General features: G+C 43.2%; 21 protein-coding genes and 1 tRNA gene. 18 read left to right on the forward strand and 4 right to left on the reverse strand.

Annotation, left to right across the window (positions count from 1 at the left end):
- The first annotated feature begins 17 nt into the window (after window positions 1-17).
- The 4 genes from QSH61_RS06370 (at window position 18) to QSH61_RS06385 (ending at window position 2327) form a co-directional block, all read left to right on the forward strand.
- A complete protein-coding gene (locus tag QSH61_RS06370) occupies window positions 18-599 on the forward strand; it encodes a FlgO family outer membrane protein (protein ID WP_206471554.1) in 582 nt (193 codons plus the stop codon).
- A 14-nt stretch (window positions 600-613) separates the two neighbouring features.
- On the forward strand, window positions 614-1267 hold the full coding sequence (locus QSH61_RS06375; RefSeq protein WP_017218092.1) for a FlgO family outer membrane protein: 654 nt from the start codon (window positions 614-616) through the stop codon (window positions 1265-1267).
- Window positions 1268-1277: 10 nt separating this feature from the next.
- On the forward strand, window positions 1278-1919 hold the full coding sequence (locus QSH61_RS06380) for a FlgO family outer membrane protein (protein ID WP_248298659.1): 642 nt from the start codon (window positions 1278-1280) through the stop codon (window positions 1917-1919).
- Window positions 1920-2252: 333 nt separating this feature from the next.
- A tRNA-Arg gene (locus QSH61_RS06385) sits at window positions 2253-2327 on the forward strand.
- 108 nt (window positions 2328-2435) lie between these two features.
- Here QSH61_RS06385 and QSH61_RS06390 read toward each other — a convergent pair.
- Window positions 2436-3632, reverse strand: coding sequence for a flagellar assembly protein T N-terminal domain-containing protein (locus QSH61_RS06390; RefSeq protein WP_206471555.1), 1197 nt, complete (start codon window positions 3630-3632; stop codon window positions 2436-2438).
- Window positions 3633-3836: 204 nt separating this feature from the next.
- Between QSH61_RS06390 and QSH61_RS06395 the strand changes: the two genes are divergently transcribed.
- The gene (locus QSH61_RS06395) at window positions 3837-4313 is read left to right on the forward strand and encodes an LPP20 family lipoprotein (RefSeq protein WP_010606298.1); all 477 of its coding nucleotides are present in this window, start codon (window positions 3837-3839) and stop codon (window positions 4311-4313) included.
- Window positions 4314-4387: 74 nt separating this feature from the next.
- Here QSH61_RS06395 and flgN read toward each other — a convergent pair whose 3' ends face one another.
- The 3 genes from flgN to flgA all read right to left on the reverse strand — a co-directional run bounded on the left by flgN (window position 4388) and on the right by flgA (window position 5912).
- Window positions 4388-4816, reverse strand: coding sequence for a flagellar protein FlgN (gene flgN, locus QSH61_RS06400; protein ID WP_102056453.1), 429 nt, complete (start codon window positions 4814-4816; stop codon window positions 4388-4390).
- A complete protein-coding gene (gene flgM / locus QSH61_RS06405; protein ID WP_010369298.1) occupies window positions 4809-5132 on the reverse strand; it encodes a flagellar biosynthesis anti-sigma factor FlgM in 324 nt (107 codons plus the stop codon). Before flgM ends, flgN begins: the two co-directional genes overlap by 8 nt.
- A 72-nt stretch (window positions 5133-5204) precedes the next feature.
- On the reverse strand, window positions 5205-5912 hold the full coding sequence (gene flgA / locus QSH61_RS06410) for a flagellar basal body P-ring formation chaperone FlgA (protein WP_010606300.1): 708 nt from the start codon (window positions 5910-5912) through the stop codon (window positions 5205-5207).
- Window positions 5913-6052: 140 nt separating this feature from the next.
- Between flgA and QSH61_RS06415 the strand changes: the two genes are divergently transcribed.
- The 13 genes from QSH61_RS06415 to flgL all read left to right on the forward strand — a co-directional run bounded on the left by QSH61_RS06415 (window position 6053) and on the right by flgL (window position 18953).
- Entirely contained in the window at window positions 6053-6985 is a 933-nt protein-coding gene (locus QSH61_RS06415; protein WP_010606301.1) for a chemotaxis protein CheV, read from the forward strand.
- Between the two features lie 15 nt (window positions 6986-7000).
- Window positions 7001-7834 (forward strand): CheR family methyltransferase, encoded by an 834-nt coding sequence (locus tag QSH61_RS06420; RefSeq protein WP_010369291.1) that lies wholly within the window; start codon window positions 7001-7003, stop codon window positions 7832-7834.
- A gap of 280 nt (window positions 7835-8114) precedes the next feature.
- Window positions 8115-8525 (forward strand): flagellar basal body rod protein FlgB, encoded by a 411-nt coding sequence (flgB, locus tag QSH61_RS06425; RefSeq protein ID WP_010369289.1) that lies wholly within the window; start codon window positions 8115-8117, stop codon window positions 8523-8525.
- A gap of 2 nt (window positions 8526-8527) precedes the next feature.
- Window positions 8528-8959: a flagellar basal body rod protein FlgC gene (flgC, locus tag QSH61_RS06430; protein WP_010606302.1), complete on the forward strand. Its 432-nt coding sequence runs from the start codon at window positions 8528-8530 to the stop codon at window positions 8957-8959.
- 17 nt (window positions 8960-8976) lie between these two features.
- Window positions 8977-9660: a flagellar hook assembly protein FlgD gene (locus QSH61_RS06435; RefSeq protein WP_010369284.1), complete on the forward strand. Its 684-nt coding sequence runs from the start codon at window positions 8977-8979 to the stop codon at window positions 9658-9660.
- A 41-nt stretch (window positions 9661-9701) separates the two neighbouring features.
- Window positions 9702-11102, forward strand: a complete 1401-nt coding sequence (gene flgE / locus QSH61_RS06440; RefSeq protein WP_010606304.1) for a flagellar hook protein FlgE — start codon at window positions 9702-9704, stop codon at window positions 11100-11102.
- Window positions 11103-11225: 123 nt separating this feature from the next.
- Entirely contained in the window at window positions 11226-11990 is a 765-nt protein-coding gene (locus tag QSH61_RS06445) for a flagellar basal body rod protein FlgF (RefSeq protein ID WP_095728188.1), read from the forward strand.
- A gap of 16 nt (window positions 11991-12006) precedes the next feature.
- Window positions 12007-12795 carry a flagellar basal-body rod protein FlgG gene (flgG, locus tag QSH61_RS06450; protein ID WP_010606305.1) on the forward strand — a complete coding sequence of 263 codons (789 nt, stop codon included), beginning with the start codon at window positions 12007-12009 and terminating at the stop codon, window positions 12793-12795.
- A 16-nt stretch (window positions 12796-12811) separates the two neighbouring features.
- The gene (gene flgH / locus QSH61_RS06455; protein ID WP_010606306.1) at window positions 12812-13495 is read left to right on the forward strand and encodes a flagellar basal body L-ring protein FlgH; all 684 of its coding nucleotides are present in this window, start codon (window positions 12812-12814) and stop codon (window positions 13493-13495) included.
- Window positions 13496-13514: 19 nt separating this feature from the next.
- A complete protein-coding gene (locus QSH61_RS06460) occupies window positions 13515-14615 on the forward strand; it encodes a flagellar basal body P-ring protein FlgI (RefSeq protein WP_010606307.1) in 1101 nt (366 codons plus the stop codon).
- A gap of 108 nt (window positions 14616-14723) precedes the next feature.
- Entirely contained in the window at window positions 14724-15698 is a 975-nt protein-coding gene (gene flgJ, locus QSH61_RS06465) for a flagellar assembly peptidoglycan hydrolase FlgJ (RefSeq protein ID WP_102056457.1), read from the forward strand.
- A gap of 1 nt (window position 15699) precedes the next feature.
- A complete protein-coding gene (flgK, locus tag QSH61_RS06470) occupies window positions 15700-17715 on the forward strand; it encodes a flagellar hook-associated protein FlgK (protein WP_206471556.1) in 2016 nt (671 codons plus the stop codon).
- Window positions 17716-17717: 2 nt separating this feature from the next.
- Window positions 17718-18953 (forward strand): flagellar hook-associated protein FlgL, encoded by a 1236-nt coding sequence (gene flgL / locus QSH61_RS06475; RefSeq protein ID WP_206471557.1) that lies wholly within the window; start codon window positions 17718-17720, stop codon window positions 18951-18953.
- The last annotated feature ends 107 nt before the right edge of the window (window positions 18954-19060 follow it).

A 19060-nucleotide genomic window follows, 5' to 3' on the forward strand; every position in this document is an offset into this window, starting at 1 on the left:
ATCGTGGGCTTGGTGAAATGAAATATCTAGCACTCATAGTGATTATGTTGTTGGCAGGGTGTACAAACAGCCAACAGGTCGGCAAAAGAGAAGCGACCCAGCAGCAAGAAACCTTACCTGACTTAGATGGGTTTGGCGCTCAGTTAGCCGCGGAACTCGGGCAGTATGTACGGCCGTTCAAGCCGAACTCAACGGTTGCTGTGACAAGTTTTTTTAAGGCTAATCAGCTGGATGATACCGTTGCTGGGCAAGGTTCAGGCTTGAGCGTGGCCTTGCAAGAATCCCTCATGACCCATTTAAGTCAAATGGGGGCAGATGTCGTGGAATATCGACTCAGAAACGCTTTATCTTTACAAAGTTCTGCCGATAGTATGTTAAGTCGAGAATTGAATGTGCTGAATCAGCGCCAGAAAATTGACCTCGTGGTGGTCGGGACAATCGTAGAAAGTCGTGATACCTATTTGGTCAATGCGCGGCTGGTTGATACGTTACATAATCGAGCCGTCTCAGCCGCATCAATCAGCATTCCAAAAGCTGTTATGTGGGGTACGGAGCGTGTCACAAATCGTGACGGTCAGATTATACGGAGCCAATATTAGTGGAGATGAAAGTAATGAAAAAAGTATTAAGTTTGGTTTTGCCGCTTTCATTGATGGTTGGCTGTGCTCAGAGTAACTTTTTTGCGGTGGATAATGCTCAGGCTGAGCCCGTGCGTAATGGCTTTGAAAAATCTTCGATGTATCAAAGTAATCCAAACGGTATGAAACAATTCTCTGTTTCTCAGCAAATGGCTGGTAAAAATGTCACTCACTATGTCCAGTCTATTATGCAAGACATGGTTGCAAACTTGAAACACGTGAATGAGAAAACGCCGGTAGCAGTGACAAGCTTTGTATTTTTAGATAAAGAATTTGATAAAGGTTCCTTGCTGGGTAACCAGTTGGCTGAAAGCTTTATCCATGAGCTTCATGCATTTGGGATCCCTGTTGTGGACTTTAAAACAACAGACTATATCCGGGTGACACCTGAAGGCGATTTCATTTTTAGCCGTGACTTTTTAGAGCTATCTGACGACCATCCTTTTTTGTATGTGCTAGGTGGTACTTTGGTGAATCATCAGGGCGGGGTTATGGTTAATGCCAGAGTGGTTGGGCTTAGAAGTAAAAGTGTCGTGGGTTCTGCTCAAGGCTTTTTACCGCAAAACGTAGTTAACGCCCTACAAGATGGTGCGGCATACGATGGCATTCGTATAGAGCGTGCGAACTAATTCGGAGGCGATGATGAAAAATGTAGTGCTATTCGCGACGACACTTGCATTACTCGGTGGCTGCGAAATGACAAAACAAACGGCTTCCGAACCTACAGAAACGCAGCAATCCGACATGGAAATATTGTATGCCATGATGGAAGAGCAAGAGCGTAATGAAGATTCACAAGCCGCGGTATTGCAAGATATTGGCTTCGTTAGCTATCGTCATCGCAAAGAAATTGCTAACTACGCCAATCAAATTGCGTTGGAACTGTCAGATACTGTATTAGGGCAAAAGCCTGAGTCGATAGCGGTAGCCAGTTTTGTGAACTTTAATGAATCATTAAGGGATTCAAACCAGCTAGGAAACCAATTGGCTGAGTCCTTAATGCATCAAATGCAAAAGCTGGGTTATCAAGCGTTAGACTTTAAAGCATTGGGGAAAATTGAAGTGACATCCAGTGGCGACTTGACTTTTTCGCGTAACGCAAGCCGCTTGAAAAACACGCAATCTCCCAGCCATTTGCTCACAGGCACTATGGTTTACCGTCCACGAGGCGTGGAGGTAAATGCAAGATTGTTAGAGTTTAACACCAACTTAGTGATAGCAAGCACGGTGGTGACCATCCCGTATTTTATCCTTGATGATCAGGCAACCGCTGCAAGGTAGTACTTCAAATAGCGGTTTTTAGAAGAAAATACCGTTTAGGTTTTATTAAACGAAGAACTATCCTACTTCTTATTCACACCTCAAGTGAAGTAACTGATAGCGCAGTAGTGGGTCTTAACTGCTGCGTATTCACCTACTGAACCAGCTCATTTATTACCGCGAATAAATTGACTATTAATCTTTAAAAGTTCATTAAGATCAGTATACTAAAGTGAAGTCACTGAGATGCAGTACAACAGAGAATCGACAACTCCAGACTTTCATGGGTATTAAGTAATGCAGATCCCGCTAGTGAAGGTCAAAAAAAGCGATCGTTATCTGACTTTAGAGATTGTCCCCATAGTTTAATGGATAAAACAAGGCCCTCCTAAGGCTTAGATGTAGGTTCGATTCCTACTGGGGACGCCATTGGTATCACTTTTGCGTGGAATTACCAAAGTAAATGGGCGGCGGAAGCATGATGTAGAGTGTGTAAAGTCGTCGAAAATCTTGTCTGCGTCATAGGTAGTCTTAACCTTACAGTTCAAACTCATTTTCATTTTCTATTTGAATTTCAACCAAATCATTAATTTGCACATTGTGAAGTGGGCGATTACTGATATTTACCGCAATGGCGTTTTGCGCATTCACCTGGATCACTTGCAGTTTATTAATGGTTTTAATTTGATGCATAAATATTTTACCATCGACATTAGTCAGCGGATTACTATGCGCTACGTTAAGGATCTGGCCATTCTCTAAGCCATGCATGCGGCCCAAATTAATAACGACTTGTTCATCATCGATATGTAGGATTTTGCCGTTGGTTGGTAAGCAGGCCACCGCTGCGTTTAAATCAGTTGCGATTTGTGTCAGCGTGGTTTGGATCTCATCAGCATAATCTGTCTGCCAAAAGCGCTCACTGTACACATCAATTAATTTGGTCTTCTTAAACGGCCACACGCCTTGAGTGGCATATTGCTTTTGCCACACCCTTTCATGAGAAAGTGCATCAAACAGCGCAAAGTCTACCTTGAAGCTTCTTAAATATTTATCACTTTGCCAAAATGCGAAGTCGCTATTAAGTTTATCGACACCTGCAATATCAGTAATTTGACTCAGTAATACAAATTGGCTGTTCGTATTTGCCGTAATGGTCTCGATTAGCTGTTCATTATAATCAAACCGCTGGCTGAAAAAGCGGTTAACGTCTATGGTCTGTGCGAAATAGGGAACAGGTTCTAAGCTCAACTTTTGTTCAGACATTGTCTGGTATAGGCGCTCGCTCACCGCTTTATTTATGTCAAAAATTTGACCTAGTGTTGCTTGGTGTTTATTTTTTAACTGACTTTGTGTGACTGCAACCTGTTTGTCGTAAGCACTAGTAGGGCACTGAGCACTCTGTGGGGTAATATCGATATGTAATGTCACCTGCCATGAGTCACCAACTTTTGCTTCAGCAATTACGTTGGCACTTTGGATTTCAGCATTTGAGCGGATCTTAAGTTGATCTTGGGTGAGCACACCATCGGTGACGGTTTGCACACTACTCACCGAAGCGCCAGAAAACAGCAAAGCTTGTGTGATGGCGTCATTTACCGCCTTTCTTTTGGCTTTTTGATGGTCGCCATTTTTAACGTCAGCCATGCCGGTAACTTCAAACCATTCAGCATAAGCTGGATGAACCAAGGTGATACACAACAGTGATAGACTGGTCGCGAATTGCTTTTTCATGTTTAAATGCCCAGATCAAAAACTACTCTTCAACTCAGCAATACCTGTGCCAAATTTTGGCAAGGTTCGTGCATAATCACACATTATGAAAGTTAATTTTATTTCTTGCCAATACTCAATGAAACCACAACAACCCTTGCGAGACCAAGATGTTGGGGAAGTGCTTAATTTTGATTGGTATATATTGTAGCGGAGTGGGGTGAAATGCGTATCACTAATTCTATCAGTTCAGTTGTTATGGTTTGTTCGCTAGCAGGGCTCAGCGGCTGTTCAAGCCTCGTTGATAAGCATATTGAGTATGAAACAGTGCAACCGGAAACTTTTCCTGTTTTACGGGCTGTGGGGTACGCTCCTTTGAGTGCTCAGCCGGGTAAAACTGCGGGTGAGAAGCAGCTAATGGCCATTAAAGTGTCAAAATTAGAAGCCTATCGTGAATTGGCTGAGCAACTGTATGGCCAGAATTTGACATCCACTATTACGGTAAAAGGAGCGGTTGCGCAAAACGACGGTCTTAAGAGCCAAGTAAATGGACTTGTTCGTGGGGCTAAGGTGCTGAAAAGTTACGCAGTTGGTGATACTTACGCGACGGAGTTAGAGCTTGATATGAAACGCGTTTATGATTTGTATATTACTCAAGTCAAGCCGCAGAAAATTAAGAAGATATCTTATAGCTTTAAGTAAGCACTCATCACATATCGCTTACTTAATGCGCTTCACTTCGATTGTTCTTCAATACTAAAATACGACAGGCGTGGCTACGCCTTTAGGTTACGTACCAATTCACTGTCGCTACTTTTCACGCTGCCATCTTGACCATATGTAATCGAAGTTGGTGCGCCAATTAAGATCCCTTTTAGTTCACGTGTGCTTACATTAGCCTGATGAGCCGTTTTAGCATTGATTTCATTTTTGGTTTGGCACTCACTGAGTAGTGCTCGCACTTTAGCAACGAGCGGGGCTACTTCACTGCTTTCAAAGACGTGAGACTCAGTTTTTGACAATTCATTGTCGAGCTTTTGCAGTTTTGAAATGAGAGTTAGCTTTTCACGAGCGATTTCTTTTAAGTTGTCGCCACGCCGAGACGCGAGCTCGTCAAGCTCACGAGCCAGAAGCTGGGTCATCGCTTCTAGCGTCGAGATTTGTTCTGAAAGTTTGTGGTGGCAGAGCCGAACCAAATCATCCATATATTTCGAACTCAAATGCAGCTATGTTTTTGGCTAGTTTTTCCGCGTCAACTTGATACTTGCCTTCTGCAATCGCTTTTTTCAGTTCTTCGACTTTCTTGTCGTCAAAGCCTGATGACTGCTGCGCTTTTTCGTTGACCGTTTTCAGCTGTTGCGCTTGTGGAGTCAGGCTCACTGAATCCGCAGCTGCTTTCGGTGTAGCTGGTGATTTAACTGACGCACTATTAGCATCATTTCTTTGCAATTCAGCCTTCTGTTGCTTAACATTATTAGCAACGGATGTAGACTGATTCTGACCGTTAACTTGATTAACCATGATTGTAGACCCAATAAAATTATACTCTCAGCCTTGTTATCGGCGTTTAATAGTATTACTTTAGCAAATTTTTTATAAATTCACCTCTACTGTTTCCACTTCTATTACTCTAGCACGTAAGGTTTTGCCAGAGCGAGCGTTTTTAATATTAATAAGTTCACCACGGTTGCCATCTTGCTGCGCTTCTCCTTGAGTTTTGATCACAAGCCCACCTGATTTAGCAATAATCGTCACCGTATCGCCTTTGCAGACCATACAAATATGAGCCTGAGTAAAGGCTTGACCTTCTCTGATATTACGTTTGCTTCTACTGCCTATTAGTATCGACTTATCTTCTATATAGGAAACCCTACGAAAACGTTTCGGCTGATACTCTATTTTCACATCGTCATCCTGAATAACACGGCCTTTTTCTAACATGGTCGCGCTAACTAAAATAGGGAAGAGGTGATCGATACGCACGTGGACGTATTGAGTCCAGCTGAGGGTATCGTTGCATCTAATTTGTACTGTCACTTGAGTGTCAAAAGGCGGAGTCATTGCTGTACTATATTGCAACGGCGATTGACAATCCCTTGCTGGAATTCTTGAATCAAGTGGTATAGCAGTTAGTGATAGCTGGCTGTCGGGATCTTGCTCTACATTTGGTTCAACAAATTCTATTGCGCTTTGTTCTAAAGTTTTGTTGTCATATTGCTGACAATAACCATAGTCAACGCCTATAAAATAAGCGAACAAACAAAAAAACTGAATGTAATGGGTTTTTTTTAACAAACTCATGATGTTTCGACTATGCTTATGGGGTGAAACAAGGTATAAAGATTCTGCTTTAATAACTGCACCTAATCAAGGGTGGTAAACCATATCAGAGTCGAAGCAAAGATCGTTCCGATTAGCGGTTTATACAGTAGGAGATTGAAATGGCAGGTATTTTAGACTCGGTTAACCAACGTACACAGCTGGTTGGACAAAACCGTCTCGAGCTATTACTTTTTCGACTTCAAGGTCGACAGCGCTTCGGCATTAACGTTTTCAAAGTCCGAGAAGTGCTTCAATGTCCAGCATTGACAAGCATGCCCAAGTCAAACCCTTTGATTCGAGGGGTTGCTCATATTCGAGGCCAAACAATATCCGTAATTGACATGTCACTTGCGGTTGGTGGGCCTCCTATTCAAGATATTCGCAATTGTTTTATTGTAATTGCGGAATACAACCGTTCAGTTCAAGGCTTTTTAGTCAGTGCGGTAGAACGCATTGTGAATATGAACTGGGAAAAAATAATGCCCCCGCCATCTGGGGCAGGCCGTTATTCCTATTTGACAGCGGTTACAGAAATTGAAAACGAGCTAGTTGAAATATTAGACGTAGAAAAGATCCTCAATGAAATTTGCCCGATCAACACGGAAGTCAGTGCTGACATTGTCTCTGACGGTGAAATGCAAAAAGATTTAGGCGAACGTATTGTCTTTATCGCCGATGACTCCGCGGTTGCTCGTAATCAGGTCAAACGTGCTTTAGAGCCATTAGGTGTTCAGACTGAGCTGGCAAAGAATGGTAAAGAAGCACTTATCAGGCTTCGTGAAATTGCCGAAATGGACTGTCAAAATAATGTCACCGAGCGAGTTGGGCTATTGATTTCTGACGTTGAAATGCCAGAAATGGATGGTTATACGCTAACGGCTGAAATAAAAGCTGATCCAAAATTAGCGCCATTGCATGTGATACTCCATACTTCACTGAGTGGTGTATTTAATCAGGCCATGATTGAGAAGGTTGGCGCTGATGATTTTATTGCTAAGTTTAACCCAGATGAATTAGCTTCAGCGGTTAAAAAATGGGTTCATTGTGATTAAAGCTGGTGGTAGCACTTGGAAAATAAGCATTTAGAGCAAAAAGAGTACGACCAATTTAGAACCTTTTTGGAGCAACAGTGCGGTATTGTACTGGGTGACAATAAATTGTACTTGGTCAAAAGCCGACTCGCTCCTCTGATGGCTCGCTTTGGTGTGGAAACACTATCGTCTTTAGTAGCTAAAACACTCAGTCCCCATGAGCGGCAATTGCGTGCCGCTGTGGTGGATGCGATGACAACGAATGAAACACTTTGGTTTAGGGATACTTATCCGTTCGAGCTAATTAAATCGAAAATCTTACCAGAGTTTAAAGACTTGAGACGTCCAGTTAAGATTTGGTCGGCGGCAAGTTCATCAGGACAAGAGCCATATTCAATTGCGATGTCTGCGAGTGAATATGTGAGTAAAAGCCCAGGCGCGCTGAAAATGGGTGTTCAGATCGTTGGTACAGACATTTCTAACACGATGCTTGATATGTGTAAGAATGCTGAATATGACGCGTTGGCGTTGGCGAGAGGGTTGTCGCCTGAGCGCAGAAAGAAGTTTTTTATGGATAGCGGTAATGGAATGGCTAAGGTAGTTGAACCTATCCGTAAAATGGTCAGCTTTAGGCATTTGAACTTGCTAGATTCTTACGCGTTGATGGGTAAGTTTGATGTTATTTTCTGCCGTAACGTCCTGATCTATTTTTCACCTGAAGTGAAAGCCAAAATCATTTCGCAATTTGCTCAGTCGTTAAACCCGAATGGCTATTTGTTTTTAGGGGCGTCGGAATCGATGGCGGGGTTGAGTGACGACTTTAATATGATCCGTTGTAATCCTGGGATTATCTATCAGAAAAAGACTTAATACTCACATATAGCGGCAGGGATAGTCGCTATAGCTAGTATTTGCAATTTGTAACGTAATTCTAATAACTATCTCCTACCTTTTAGCCTCAAATTGCTTCAGCCAAGTTGTCAATTATTCGAATATTTGCTCTTATTTACGTTACCGACTCAACACTGATTCAAGTTTAATTATTCCAAAAATATAGTTTAATTGTATGAAATTTAAGGGATAAATTTAACCTTAAAACTGGCCTAAAGATTGCTTTGTCATACCTGAGTCAATTTTTTGGAGTCAGATAATGGCAATTAGTTTCGATAAAGCGTTGGGTATACATCAGCATACTATGCTGCTTCGCTCACAACGCGCTGAAATTCTAGCAAGCAATATCGCAAACGCAGACACTCCAGGATACAAAGCTAAAGATATCGACTTTGCTAGTGCTTTGAAAGCGGCAAAGACAATGCAAAGAAGCGGCAATGATATGGTTAGAACAGATGCAAAACACCTCAGTGGTGGTACTAAAATGAGTAACTCATCTGAACTATATCGTTCGCCAAATCAAGCAGATACAGGTGATGGTAACTCAGTAGATATACAAGTGGAACGAAATTTGTATGTACAGAATGCATTAGAGTACCAAGCCAGTTTGCAATTTCTTGGTGGTAAGTTCAGTGGCCTTAAGAAGGCACTCGGCGGACAAGGGGCATAATTATGAGTTTATATAACGTTTTCGATATTGCGGGTTCAGGGATGAGTGCACAGAATGTGCGACTAAATACCACCGCAAGTAATATCTCGAACGCAAACTCAGTGAGTTCTAGTCAAGATAATGTTTATCGCGCTAGACACCCTGTATTTGCCGCTGAACTTTCCAAAGCTTCAGCTTCCCAGAGCAATGTCGCGGGATCGTCAGTTGGAGTAAAAGTATTAGGTGTGGTTGAGAGCGATAAGCCGCTTCAAGTTGAATATAACCCAAACCACCCAAGTGCTGACGCAAATGGCTACATTTATAAACCGAATGTGAATGTGGTAGAGGAGATGGCAAACATGATTTCTGCTTCTCGCTCTTACCAAACCAATGTTCAAGTTGCAGATGCTGCAAAGCAAATGCTTAGTAAAACATTGCAACTAGGCCAGCGCTAAATTGGGAGTAACAGCTGATGAGTAATAATGTAAATGCCACTTCTTCAACGGGTGTAGATTCACTCTACTGGGACAGGCAGAAACAGGCCGAGGAGAAAAAGCCCAGAGATGAGCTATCGCAAGAAGATTTCTTCTCGCTGCTTACTCAACAGCTCTCTTTCCAAGATCCAAGTAAGCCTGCGGACAACGATCAAATGATCGCGCAGATGACAAGTTTTACCATGGCCGAGGGGATCTCAAAGTTAAATGAGAACTTTGACTCGTTAGCTGCATCGATGACTTCTAACTCGGCGCTTCAAGCATCAACGCTGATTGGTAAGAAAGCATTACTCGAATCAACGACGTTAGAACATGGTGACGATGCACTTACAAAAGGTTCTGTGATTGTACAGGAACCAGTTCAGAATCTATCAGTGGGTATCTATGATGAATCTGGAGCGCTTGTAAAGACGCTTGAATTTGGCGAACAAAGTGTGGGCGCTGTGCGATTCGATTGGGATGGTAAAAATAAAGACGGTGAGATGATGCCTCCAGGTGAATACACCATAAAAGCGGAGGGTATGATTGAAGGTGAATATCAAACTTTACCGTCGGCCACATTTAGAAATATAGACAGTGTTAATGTTAATGGTGCTAACGGCATCGTCATTAATACCAAAGAAGGCGCGGTGCGCTTAACTGATATTGCTGAAATAGCATAGTAGTTTTAAAGAATTAACCTTAAGAACTTAGAGGTGAGAGTATGAGTTTCAATATAGCACTGACAGGTATTGCCGCCGCGCAAAAAGACTTGGACGTAACAGCAAATAACATTGCTAACGTGAACACGACGGGTTTTAAAGAGTCTCGCGCAGAATTTGCTGATGTTTACGCGTCTTCGGTTTTTAGCTCTGGCAAAACGAAAAATGGTGATGGTGTACAAACTACTATGGTAGCGCAGCAGTTTCACCAAGGGTCATTAAAGTTCACGCAGAACTCGCTAGACTTGGCGATTGAGGGCGAAGGCTATTTTGCCATGTCAAATTCTCTTCAATCACAGGATTTTACGTATTCTCGAGCTGGTGCATTTAAATTAAATAAAGACAACTTTATCGTGAATGCAAAAGGTGACTACTTGCAAGGCTTCCCTGTTGATCCATCAACGGGTGATACAACGTCTTTGAGTCTAAGCACAACATCGCCAATTCAAATTCCAGATGCATCAGGGTCTCCTCGTGCAACATCGCAAATCTATACCTCGTTTAACCTAGATGCAACGGCGCAGCCACCTACGATTGCATTCGATCCTACGCAAAGTGCATCGTATAACTCAAGAACGGCAATTACGGTATATGACTCACTGGGTGAATCACATACACTGCAGCTATTCTTCAGAAAAACGGCGGATAATGAATGGTCAACTTACGCAACAATGGACGATAAACCTTTTAACCATAATGCGCAGCAAATTGATCCAGCAGCAACACCACCTGTTCCTTATACGCCAGTTAGTGTGTTCCGTTTCGATGCTAGCGGTATTCCATCACAGACGGCTGCCGATCCTTCAGCTACGCCGCTTGTTTTTAACAACAATACTGGCTCGACATTTAACCCCTTAAGTCTTGCTGGACCTCAAGATGCAGTTGACCCAACTATCGGTATGTCAAACTTGTTAGAAAACGGCGCAACCTTCCCGAATGATATTGTTGTTAACTGGCGTGATGAAGCAAACACGGCTCAGAAGTTACCGACACAATATTCATCAGGTCGATTTGAAGTGAAAGCTCTGGAACAAGACGGTGCAACCGTAGGTCGACTAGCTGGTATTGATATTGGTACTGATGGCAAAGTAGTAGCTTCATACACTAACGGTGACTCGACTTTCCTAGGGCAAGTCGCGCTCGTACGCTTCCCGAATTCTCAAGGCCTCCAAGCGATTGGTAATACTGAGTGGAAGAAAAGTCTATCTTCCGGTGAGCCCCTAGCAGGCGAGCCAAACACAGGTACGCTTGGTGGTATTAGTTCATCGGCGTTAGAGCAATCGAACGTCAACCTCACAAACGAGTTAGTTGACCTTATCAGTGCCCAGCGTAACTTCCAAGCGAACTCTCGAGCGCTTGAGGTTAACTCAACATTACAACAAAATATATTACAGATCCGATAATATATTATGCCCTCCAAAGGCTGCTACAAAAGCAGCCTTTTTTATGTCCGTCAAAAACATCTCCTCACTTTGGCACTGTGCTTGCATTAACTAGACTAAGTTTGAATTTTATAGGTCATCGTCATGGATAAAATGGTGTATATCGCAATGTCAGGCGCTAAGCAAAGCTTACGTGGTGTGGCACTTAAGGCGAATAACCTTGCTAATGCCAATACGACTGGCTTCAAAGCAGATTTTGCTCAAGCGCGCTCAATGCAGGCGTTTGGTGAAGGGCTACCTACACGGGTTTTTGCTATGCAAGAACGCCCAGGGACCAATATGACCGGTGGCGCAATCGTTGAAACTGGCCGTGAGCTAGATATTGCAGTAGATGATAAGTCATGGATCAGTGTTGTTGATGCCTCGGGTGAAGAAGCTTACACCAAAGTCGGCACGCTCAATATTCGTAATGACGGTGCGTTAGTCACAGCTCATGGGCGTCAACTTATTGGCGAAGGTGGGCCTATTGTCTTACCTATCCCCGTTGATAAAGTGGTGTTTAGTGACGATGGCTCTATTCAAGTGCGTCCACAAGGCGCTCCCGCTAACTTTCTTGAAGTGGTTGATCGGCTGAAAATTATTGAAGCAGACAATAGCAAGCTACAAAAAGGCAATGACGGCCTTTATAGACCAAAAGAAGATAAGCTAGAAGATGGGATCTGTGGCTTTTGTGAAATATCTCCAACCGCAAAAGTGATGAGTGGCTTCTTAGAGATGTCCAACGTCAATCCCGTTCATGAGATGGTGGATATGATCAACCATCAAAGACAATTTGAAATGCAAATTAAGCTGATGAAAACAGCTGAAGAAATAGATGAGCGACACACTTCGCTCCTACGCATAGTTTAAGAGTGAGGTAGAGATCATGAATCCGGCATTGTGGATAAGTAAAACAGGCTTAGATGCTCAGCAAACTGATATTTCAGTTATTTCGAACAACTTGGCGAACGCCAGTACCGTCGGCTACAAAAAGAGTCGGGCGATATTCGAAGACTTATTATATCAAAACATCAATCAGCCAGGTGGCCGCAGCTCTCAAGATACAGAATTACCGTCTGGTTTGATGCTTGGTGCAGGTGCCAAAGTAGTCGCCAACCAAAAGAACTTTTCTCAAGGTAATATGTTAAGTACCGAAAACTCTTTGGATTGGATGATCCAAGGCCCGGGCTTCTTTGAGATTCAGATGCCAGATGGCACAACTGCGTATTCAAGAAACGGTCAGTTCACGACGGATGAAGAAGGTCGAATTGTTACCTCAGGTGCGGGTTTTCCTGTGTTACCTGAGATGAACGTACCCGACGATGCGCAGTCAATTACTATTTCTCAAGATGGTGAAGTATCGGTGCGCGTTGCAGGACAAGCTGAAAACGTTGTTATCGGACAGTTGACGATCAGTGACTTTATTAATCCATCAGGTCTTGAACCGATTGGACAAAACTTGTACACAGAAACTGCGGTAAGTGGTGCACCAGTACAAGGTAATCCAAGCGTTGAAGGGCTAGGTAAGATTGTGCAAGGCGCACTTGAAACGTCAAACGTTAATGTGACCGAAGAGCTTGTAAATCTAATTGAGACACAACGCGTGTATGAGATGAACTCAAAAGTGATTTCAACGGTAGATCAGATGCTGAGCTACATTAATCAACAGCTGTAATTGGGTAGGGGGTATTATGCGTGCATTATATTTAGCCATCGTAACGGTCGCTGCATTATCTGGATGTAGTACAACACAAAATAAAAATGTGGTGCGTGACGATCCGTATTATGCGCCTATCTATCCCGAGGATAATCAAGCCCAAATGGTGGCAACAGGGTCATTATTTAATACGCAGTTTTCCAATGATCTTTATGCTGACAAAAAAGCGTTAAGAGTCGGCGATATTATTACCATCGTACTCAGAGAAACGACTCAGGCGACCAAAGCTGCAAATTCTGAGCTGGATAAATCCAGTGATTCGAGCTTAGACCCTGTGATTGGTCTTGGTGGCAATGCCATTAATATCGGAAAAGAAGCAATACAGTTTGGTGCTAAATCCAGTTCTTCTTTCTCTGGTGATTCGAAGTCTAATCAGTCAAATAGCTTATTCGGGAATATATCGGTCAATGTAACCCGAGTATTGCCTAACGGTAATTTAGTGATCCGCGGTGAAAAGTGGTTAACCCTCAATACTGGTGAGGAATTTATTCGCTTAGAAGGGTTGGTAAGACCTCAGGATGTGACCGCAGATAACACTGTTGAGTCTAATCGAGTGGCAAATGCCAGAATTCAATATTCAGGTAAAGGTGACCAACAAGAAGTGCAAAGTGCAGGTTGGTTAACGAGTTTCTTTATGAGCGCGCTGATGCCGTTTTAAGGTGCTGAAAATGAACAATATGCTTAAGAATATTTTGCTTATCGGTGCGGCCATTACGTTGGTTGGTTTTTCTTCTTTGGCTTCTGCTGAGCGAGTTAAAGACGTCAGTATGGTTGAAGGTGTTCGTTCAAACCAACTGGTTGGCTACGGCCTAGTTGTAGGCTTGCCTGGTACCGGTGAGCAAACCAGATTTACCGAGCAAAGCTTTAAAGCGATGTTGAATAGCTTTGGGATCACGATGCCCGCAAGCTTAAAGCCAAAAATTAAAAATGTTGCGGCTGTTGCGGTTCACGCAGATCTGCCACCTTTTGTTAAGCCCGGCCAAACCATTGACGTTACCGTTTCATCTATTGGTAGTGCTGGTAGTTTACGAGGCGGTACTTTACTTCAGACCTTTCTAAAAGGGGTTGATGGTAACGTATATGCAATTGCGCAAGGTAGCTTGATTGTCGGTGGTTTGGGCGCTGATGGTGCCGACGGGAGTCGAGTTGTGATCAACACCCCGACAGTAGGGCGTGTGGCAAATGGCGCGACAGTGGAGCGAGCAGTACCAAGTCCGTTTACTCAGGGTGATTACATTACCTTTAACTTGAATAGACCGGATTTTACTACCGCAAAGCGCTTGGCCGACACTATCAATGGTCTTGTTGGACCAAACAGTGCTAAACCTATGGATGCAGCTTCAGTTCGAGTAATTGCACCAAGAGATCCGTCTCAGCGCGTTGCGTATTTATCTACGCTAGAGAATCTTGAATTCAAACCAGCGGATACCGCTGCGAAGATCATCGTTAACTCGCGCACTGGCACTATCGTTATCGGCAAAAATGTCAAGTTGCAGCCTGCGGCAATTACTCATGGCGGCCTTACCGTAACAATTGCTGAGCAGCAAAATGTGTCACAACCTAATGCGCTGGCGAATGGCGAAACAACAGTGACGCAGCAAAGCATTATCGACGTAAATCAGGATGACTCTCGAGCGTTTGTGTTTGACCCAGGCGTGAGTCTTGATGACTTGGTTAGGGCAATTAACCAGGTTGGCGCAGCACCTGGCGATTTAATGGCGATCCTTGAAGCGCTAAAAGAAGCAGGCGCGATAAATGGTCAATTAGTCGTCATTTGATGTTCCATTATTAATCAACTAGTTAGCCCCGCAATTGTGGGGCTTTTTTTTGGCTCGGATTTTGCATTTCTATTTGTATAGTTATTAACGTCAAACAGTGCTGAGTGTATGAACACCGACCAATTGAAAAATCAAAGCTTTTTTGACCTAGGAAACCTTGATTCGATCCGTAAAGAGGCGCTGAAAGGTGCTGGCGATCAAGGTGCCTCAGATCAGGCATTGAAGAAGGCGGCACAACAGTTTGAGTCTATCTTTACGCAAATGTTGTTACAAAGCATGCGTAAAGCGAATGAGGCGCTAGAGGATAAAGACAGTCCATTTAACTCTAGTGGTGTCAAATTTTTTGAAGAAATGCATGATCAGCAACTTTCGATGCACTTATCTGAGCAAGGCAGCTTAGGACTGGCAGATCTGATTGTGCAGCAGTTGTCTCCTAACTCTGAAAAGTATAAGCCTGCCTCAGTAATGAGAGCTGACGGCGATATTTCCTTTAAAAAGCAGGCGACAGCGAGTGAGAGTGTGAATAAACCCGAACCGCAGGTTGTCAATGTAAAGGCAGATGCCTCAAGCGATGAACAAACAGGCTTTGGTTCTCCTGAGGAATTCGTCGACAGAATTTGGGAATACGCTCAAACAGCGGCGAAAAAGTTGGGCTTGAACCCTGCGGTAATGGTTGCACAAGCTGCACTGGAAACCGGTTGGGGTAAACACATCATCAGCAAAAAGGATGGTAGTAGCAGTTTTAATCTATTCAATATTAAAGCGGATAGCCGCTGGAGTGGTGAAAGCGCCAGAAAATCGACACTTGAATTTGAGCAAGGGTTACCGGTGCAAAAGCAAGCCGATTTCCGTGCTTATAAGTCGCTTGAACAAAGCTTTGATGATTATGTCAGTTTCCTAAAAGGTAATCCGAGATACGAGCAAGCCTTAAATAAGGCTGGTGATAGTCACGCCTATTTAAGTGAACTTCAAAATGCAGGCTATGCGACCGATCCGAATTATGCCAACAAAATTAAGTCAGTTTTAAAGCGTATTGATGTATCCGATTTCTTATCCGGTGCGCTAACAAAGGGAGTCAGATGAGATGTCATTTGATCTATTAAATATTGGTGCAGCAGGGGTTAGGGCTAACTCCGAGTTACTACAAACCACCAGTAAAAACATTGCTAACCTAAATACCAAAGGGTATATCCGTGAACGGACTGAGCACGGAACGATGATAGGTGGCATGGTTGGTCGTGGTGAAACGGTGCGTTTGATCAACCAATTTGCGCAGCAGCAATTAAATCGTGATATTTCTAATCAATCTTACTATGAGCAGTTTGTCACTGAGGCAAGCCGCGTTGATACGTTGTTTGCACAAGACTCAAACAGTCTGAGCAAGAGCATCAACTCGATGTTTAATAATTTACAAAGCGCGATTAACTTGCCTTCATCGACAACTAACCGCTCTTTATTTATGACGGGCGCTCAAGGCCTAGTCGATCAAATGGATAGATTGTCAGGTATTGTTGTTGATCAAAACAGTATCGTGAACGAGCAATTGGATATTTTCTCAGAAGAAGCCAATAACCTTGTGCAAAAAATCAGTGAATTGAATAAGCAAGTGGCGAGTAAGTCAGCGCTCAATCTTAACAATGTCGATCACAGCGTGCTTAATGAGCGAGATCAAGCAATTAAAGAGCTTGCTGAGCTCGTAGATATAGAAACACTCGACGGTGAAAATGGCGAGAAGCTCGTATTTTTAGGCACTGGGGATGCGCTTGTGATGCAAGGTGGTGCCTTCAATTTATTCGCGATGAAAGGCAATCCAGATCCTAATCATAAAGAACTAATCCTAGACATTAAAGATAAAAATGTTGTGCAACTCGAGTTAGATAGCGGCAGCTTGAAAGGCAAAATCGGCGGGTTACTGGCATTTAGAGATGAAGTGTTGATCCCGGCACAAAACCAACTAGGTCAAATTGGCCTCGCATTGGCAGATGCTTTTAATCAGCAAAATAGATTGGGAATGGACTTAGATGGCAATATAGGTGGAGATATATTTAAAATACCCACCGTGGGTGGCTTTGCTTACAGCGAAAATACAGGCACCGCAGCGCTTACGGCAACACTTGAGCCAGGGCGCGGCAATGAGTTGCCAGCTACCGATTTTCAAGTTACTTATACCAGTGCAACAACCGTTGAAATAACAGCTGTAGATGCCAAAGGCAATCCTATCGGTACGCCGACGACTGGTAATATTGCTGGTGGAGTCATCACGGGAACGGGAGATTATTTTGGCTTACAGATGAACGTAACTGGTAGTGGTGCAACAGGCGATAGATTTCTTGTGAAATTAAACCAACAGGCTGCAACTGGGTTGGAGCTTGCAACTCAAAGACCAGAAGCTCTCGCATTAGCGTCGCCAATTCGTACTGAAAAATCAGCAGACAATAATGGTACGGCGACCATTTCAGCAGGAGTCGTCACTGATACCGATCCCGCGACCAGTGCATTTGCTGCGGGGACGCCGCCAACGTTGAATGATGGTCCTTATACTTTGACTAAAACAGCCAATGCTAACGAATATACGTTGACCAGTAATTCAGGTACAACGCATACCTTTACGGCTCCAGCGGATGGTAAAGATATTCTGTCTGGAGTGGGAGGAGCAGCACCTGCGCCTTTTGATAACCTTGGCTTCACTTTCGATATTGAGGGTACACCGAATACTGGTGATAGTTTTGAGATCAGCTTTAACACCGGTGGCTTTGATGATAACCGTAATGGTGCAGCGCTCGATGGTCTGAAATCATCGGATTTAGTTAGACAAAATGTAGAGCCTACAGGTAGTACCGAAAGCCATAAAACCTTTAATGAAGCATATGCCGATATTGTCACTGGTGTAGGGGTTATCACTAATCAAGCGAAAACCAATGGCGCGGCATTTGAAGCGCTGGCTAATCAGTCAAGTGCATGGTTTGAGTCTCTATCGGGTGTAAACCTAGATGAAGAGGCGGCCAATTTGTTACGTTTTCAACAGTCTTACTCGGCTTCAGCGCAAGTCATTTCGGCAGCGAGAACTGTGTTCGATACCTTATTAAGTGCAGCGAGGTAATTATGCGTTTATCTCAAAATCAAATTTTTAATTCTAATCTTAATTCTATTTTGCGTAATCAGCAGGACGTGAATAAAGCAACACAGCAGCTGAACACGCAAAAGCGGGTACTGAGTGCCTCCGATGATGCTTCAGCGACTGCTAGAGCCATGCTTTTTGACGACCGGATCCAAGCAAACGATCAGTTTACCAAGAACCTGACTATGTTGTCTTCGAGATTAGATACTCAAGAATCAGTGCTTGAAAATATTAAAACGGCCATTGATAGCGCTTATGCGAAGTCAATACAGGCAGGTAACGGTGGGTTATCTGACGTTGACCGTGAAGCGATTGCTGATGAGCTAGAGTCCATCCAAGATACTATTTTGGATTTAATGAACTCAAAAAGTGAGGATGGTAAGTTTATATTTTCCGGCTACCAAGATAATACGCAAACTTATAGTTTCGATTCAGCCACTGGAAAGTACGTATATAACGGTGACCAAGGACAGCATAAAATAAAAGTTTCTGAAGGGGTTGAAATACGCTCAAGTGATAACGGTTTTGATGTATTTGAAAGTGCAGAGAAGCGACTGAATATTACGTCAAATACAGGTGTGGTTTCTGGTGGAATTACTTCTGCATCGGTTTATGTAGATGAGCAAGCTGTGTTTGATAAGTTTCATAAAGCGAATTACAACGCCGATCCAAGTGCGCCTGCAGGTGCAAACACCTTTGACTTAGTAGTGACAGCGGGTACGCCAAATACTTATCAGCTTGAGCAGGGAGGTACAGTTATTTCAACCGGTACTGCAGAAAGCGGAACTATTAAAGTCGCTGGTATGGAGTTTGACTTCGCTGGTGCTGCACCAGGCCAAATAAGCTTTGATTTAGAAAAGCCCCAGAAGGAAAACATTCTAAATACATTAGAATCTATGATTACGTCATTGAGAGACCCCAGTATTACAGGTGACGATTACAAACAGGTACTTGCAGATGGGTTGACCGGGTTAGAAAACGCTAAGATTAAAGTGTCACAAGGTCAAGCTGGGCTCGGTGGTAGGCTAAATGCGGCAAAGCTGGTTAAAGATTCAAATTCAGATTTAGATATCGATAACAAAGCAAACAAGGCTTCTCTTTTAGAGGTTGATTTCTACTCCGCTATCTCAGAGCTGACTAAGCATGAAACGGCGCTTCAAGCTTCACAAGCAACATTTGGTCGGTTAACTAATCTTACACTACTAGACTATATTCGCTAAAAAGTGGCCTTTACTGGCCACTTTCTCAACAGCCACTCAAAACTTTGATTTTTTATTTAACTATCTAAAAATAAAACACTTTAAGAACTTCCTGATATAAACTCTTA

Source organism: Pseudoalteromonas sp. JC3 (assembly GCF_030291895.1).
In the GTDB taxonomy this organism is placed as follows: domain Bacteria; phylum Pseudomonadota; class Gammaproteobacteria; order Enterobacterales; family Alteromonadaceae; genus Pseudoalteromonas.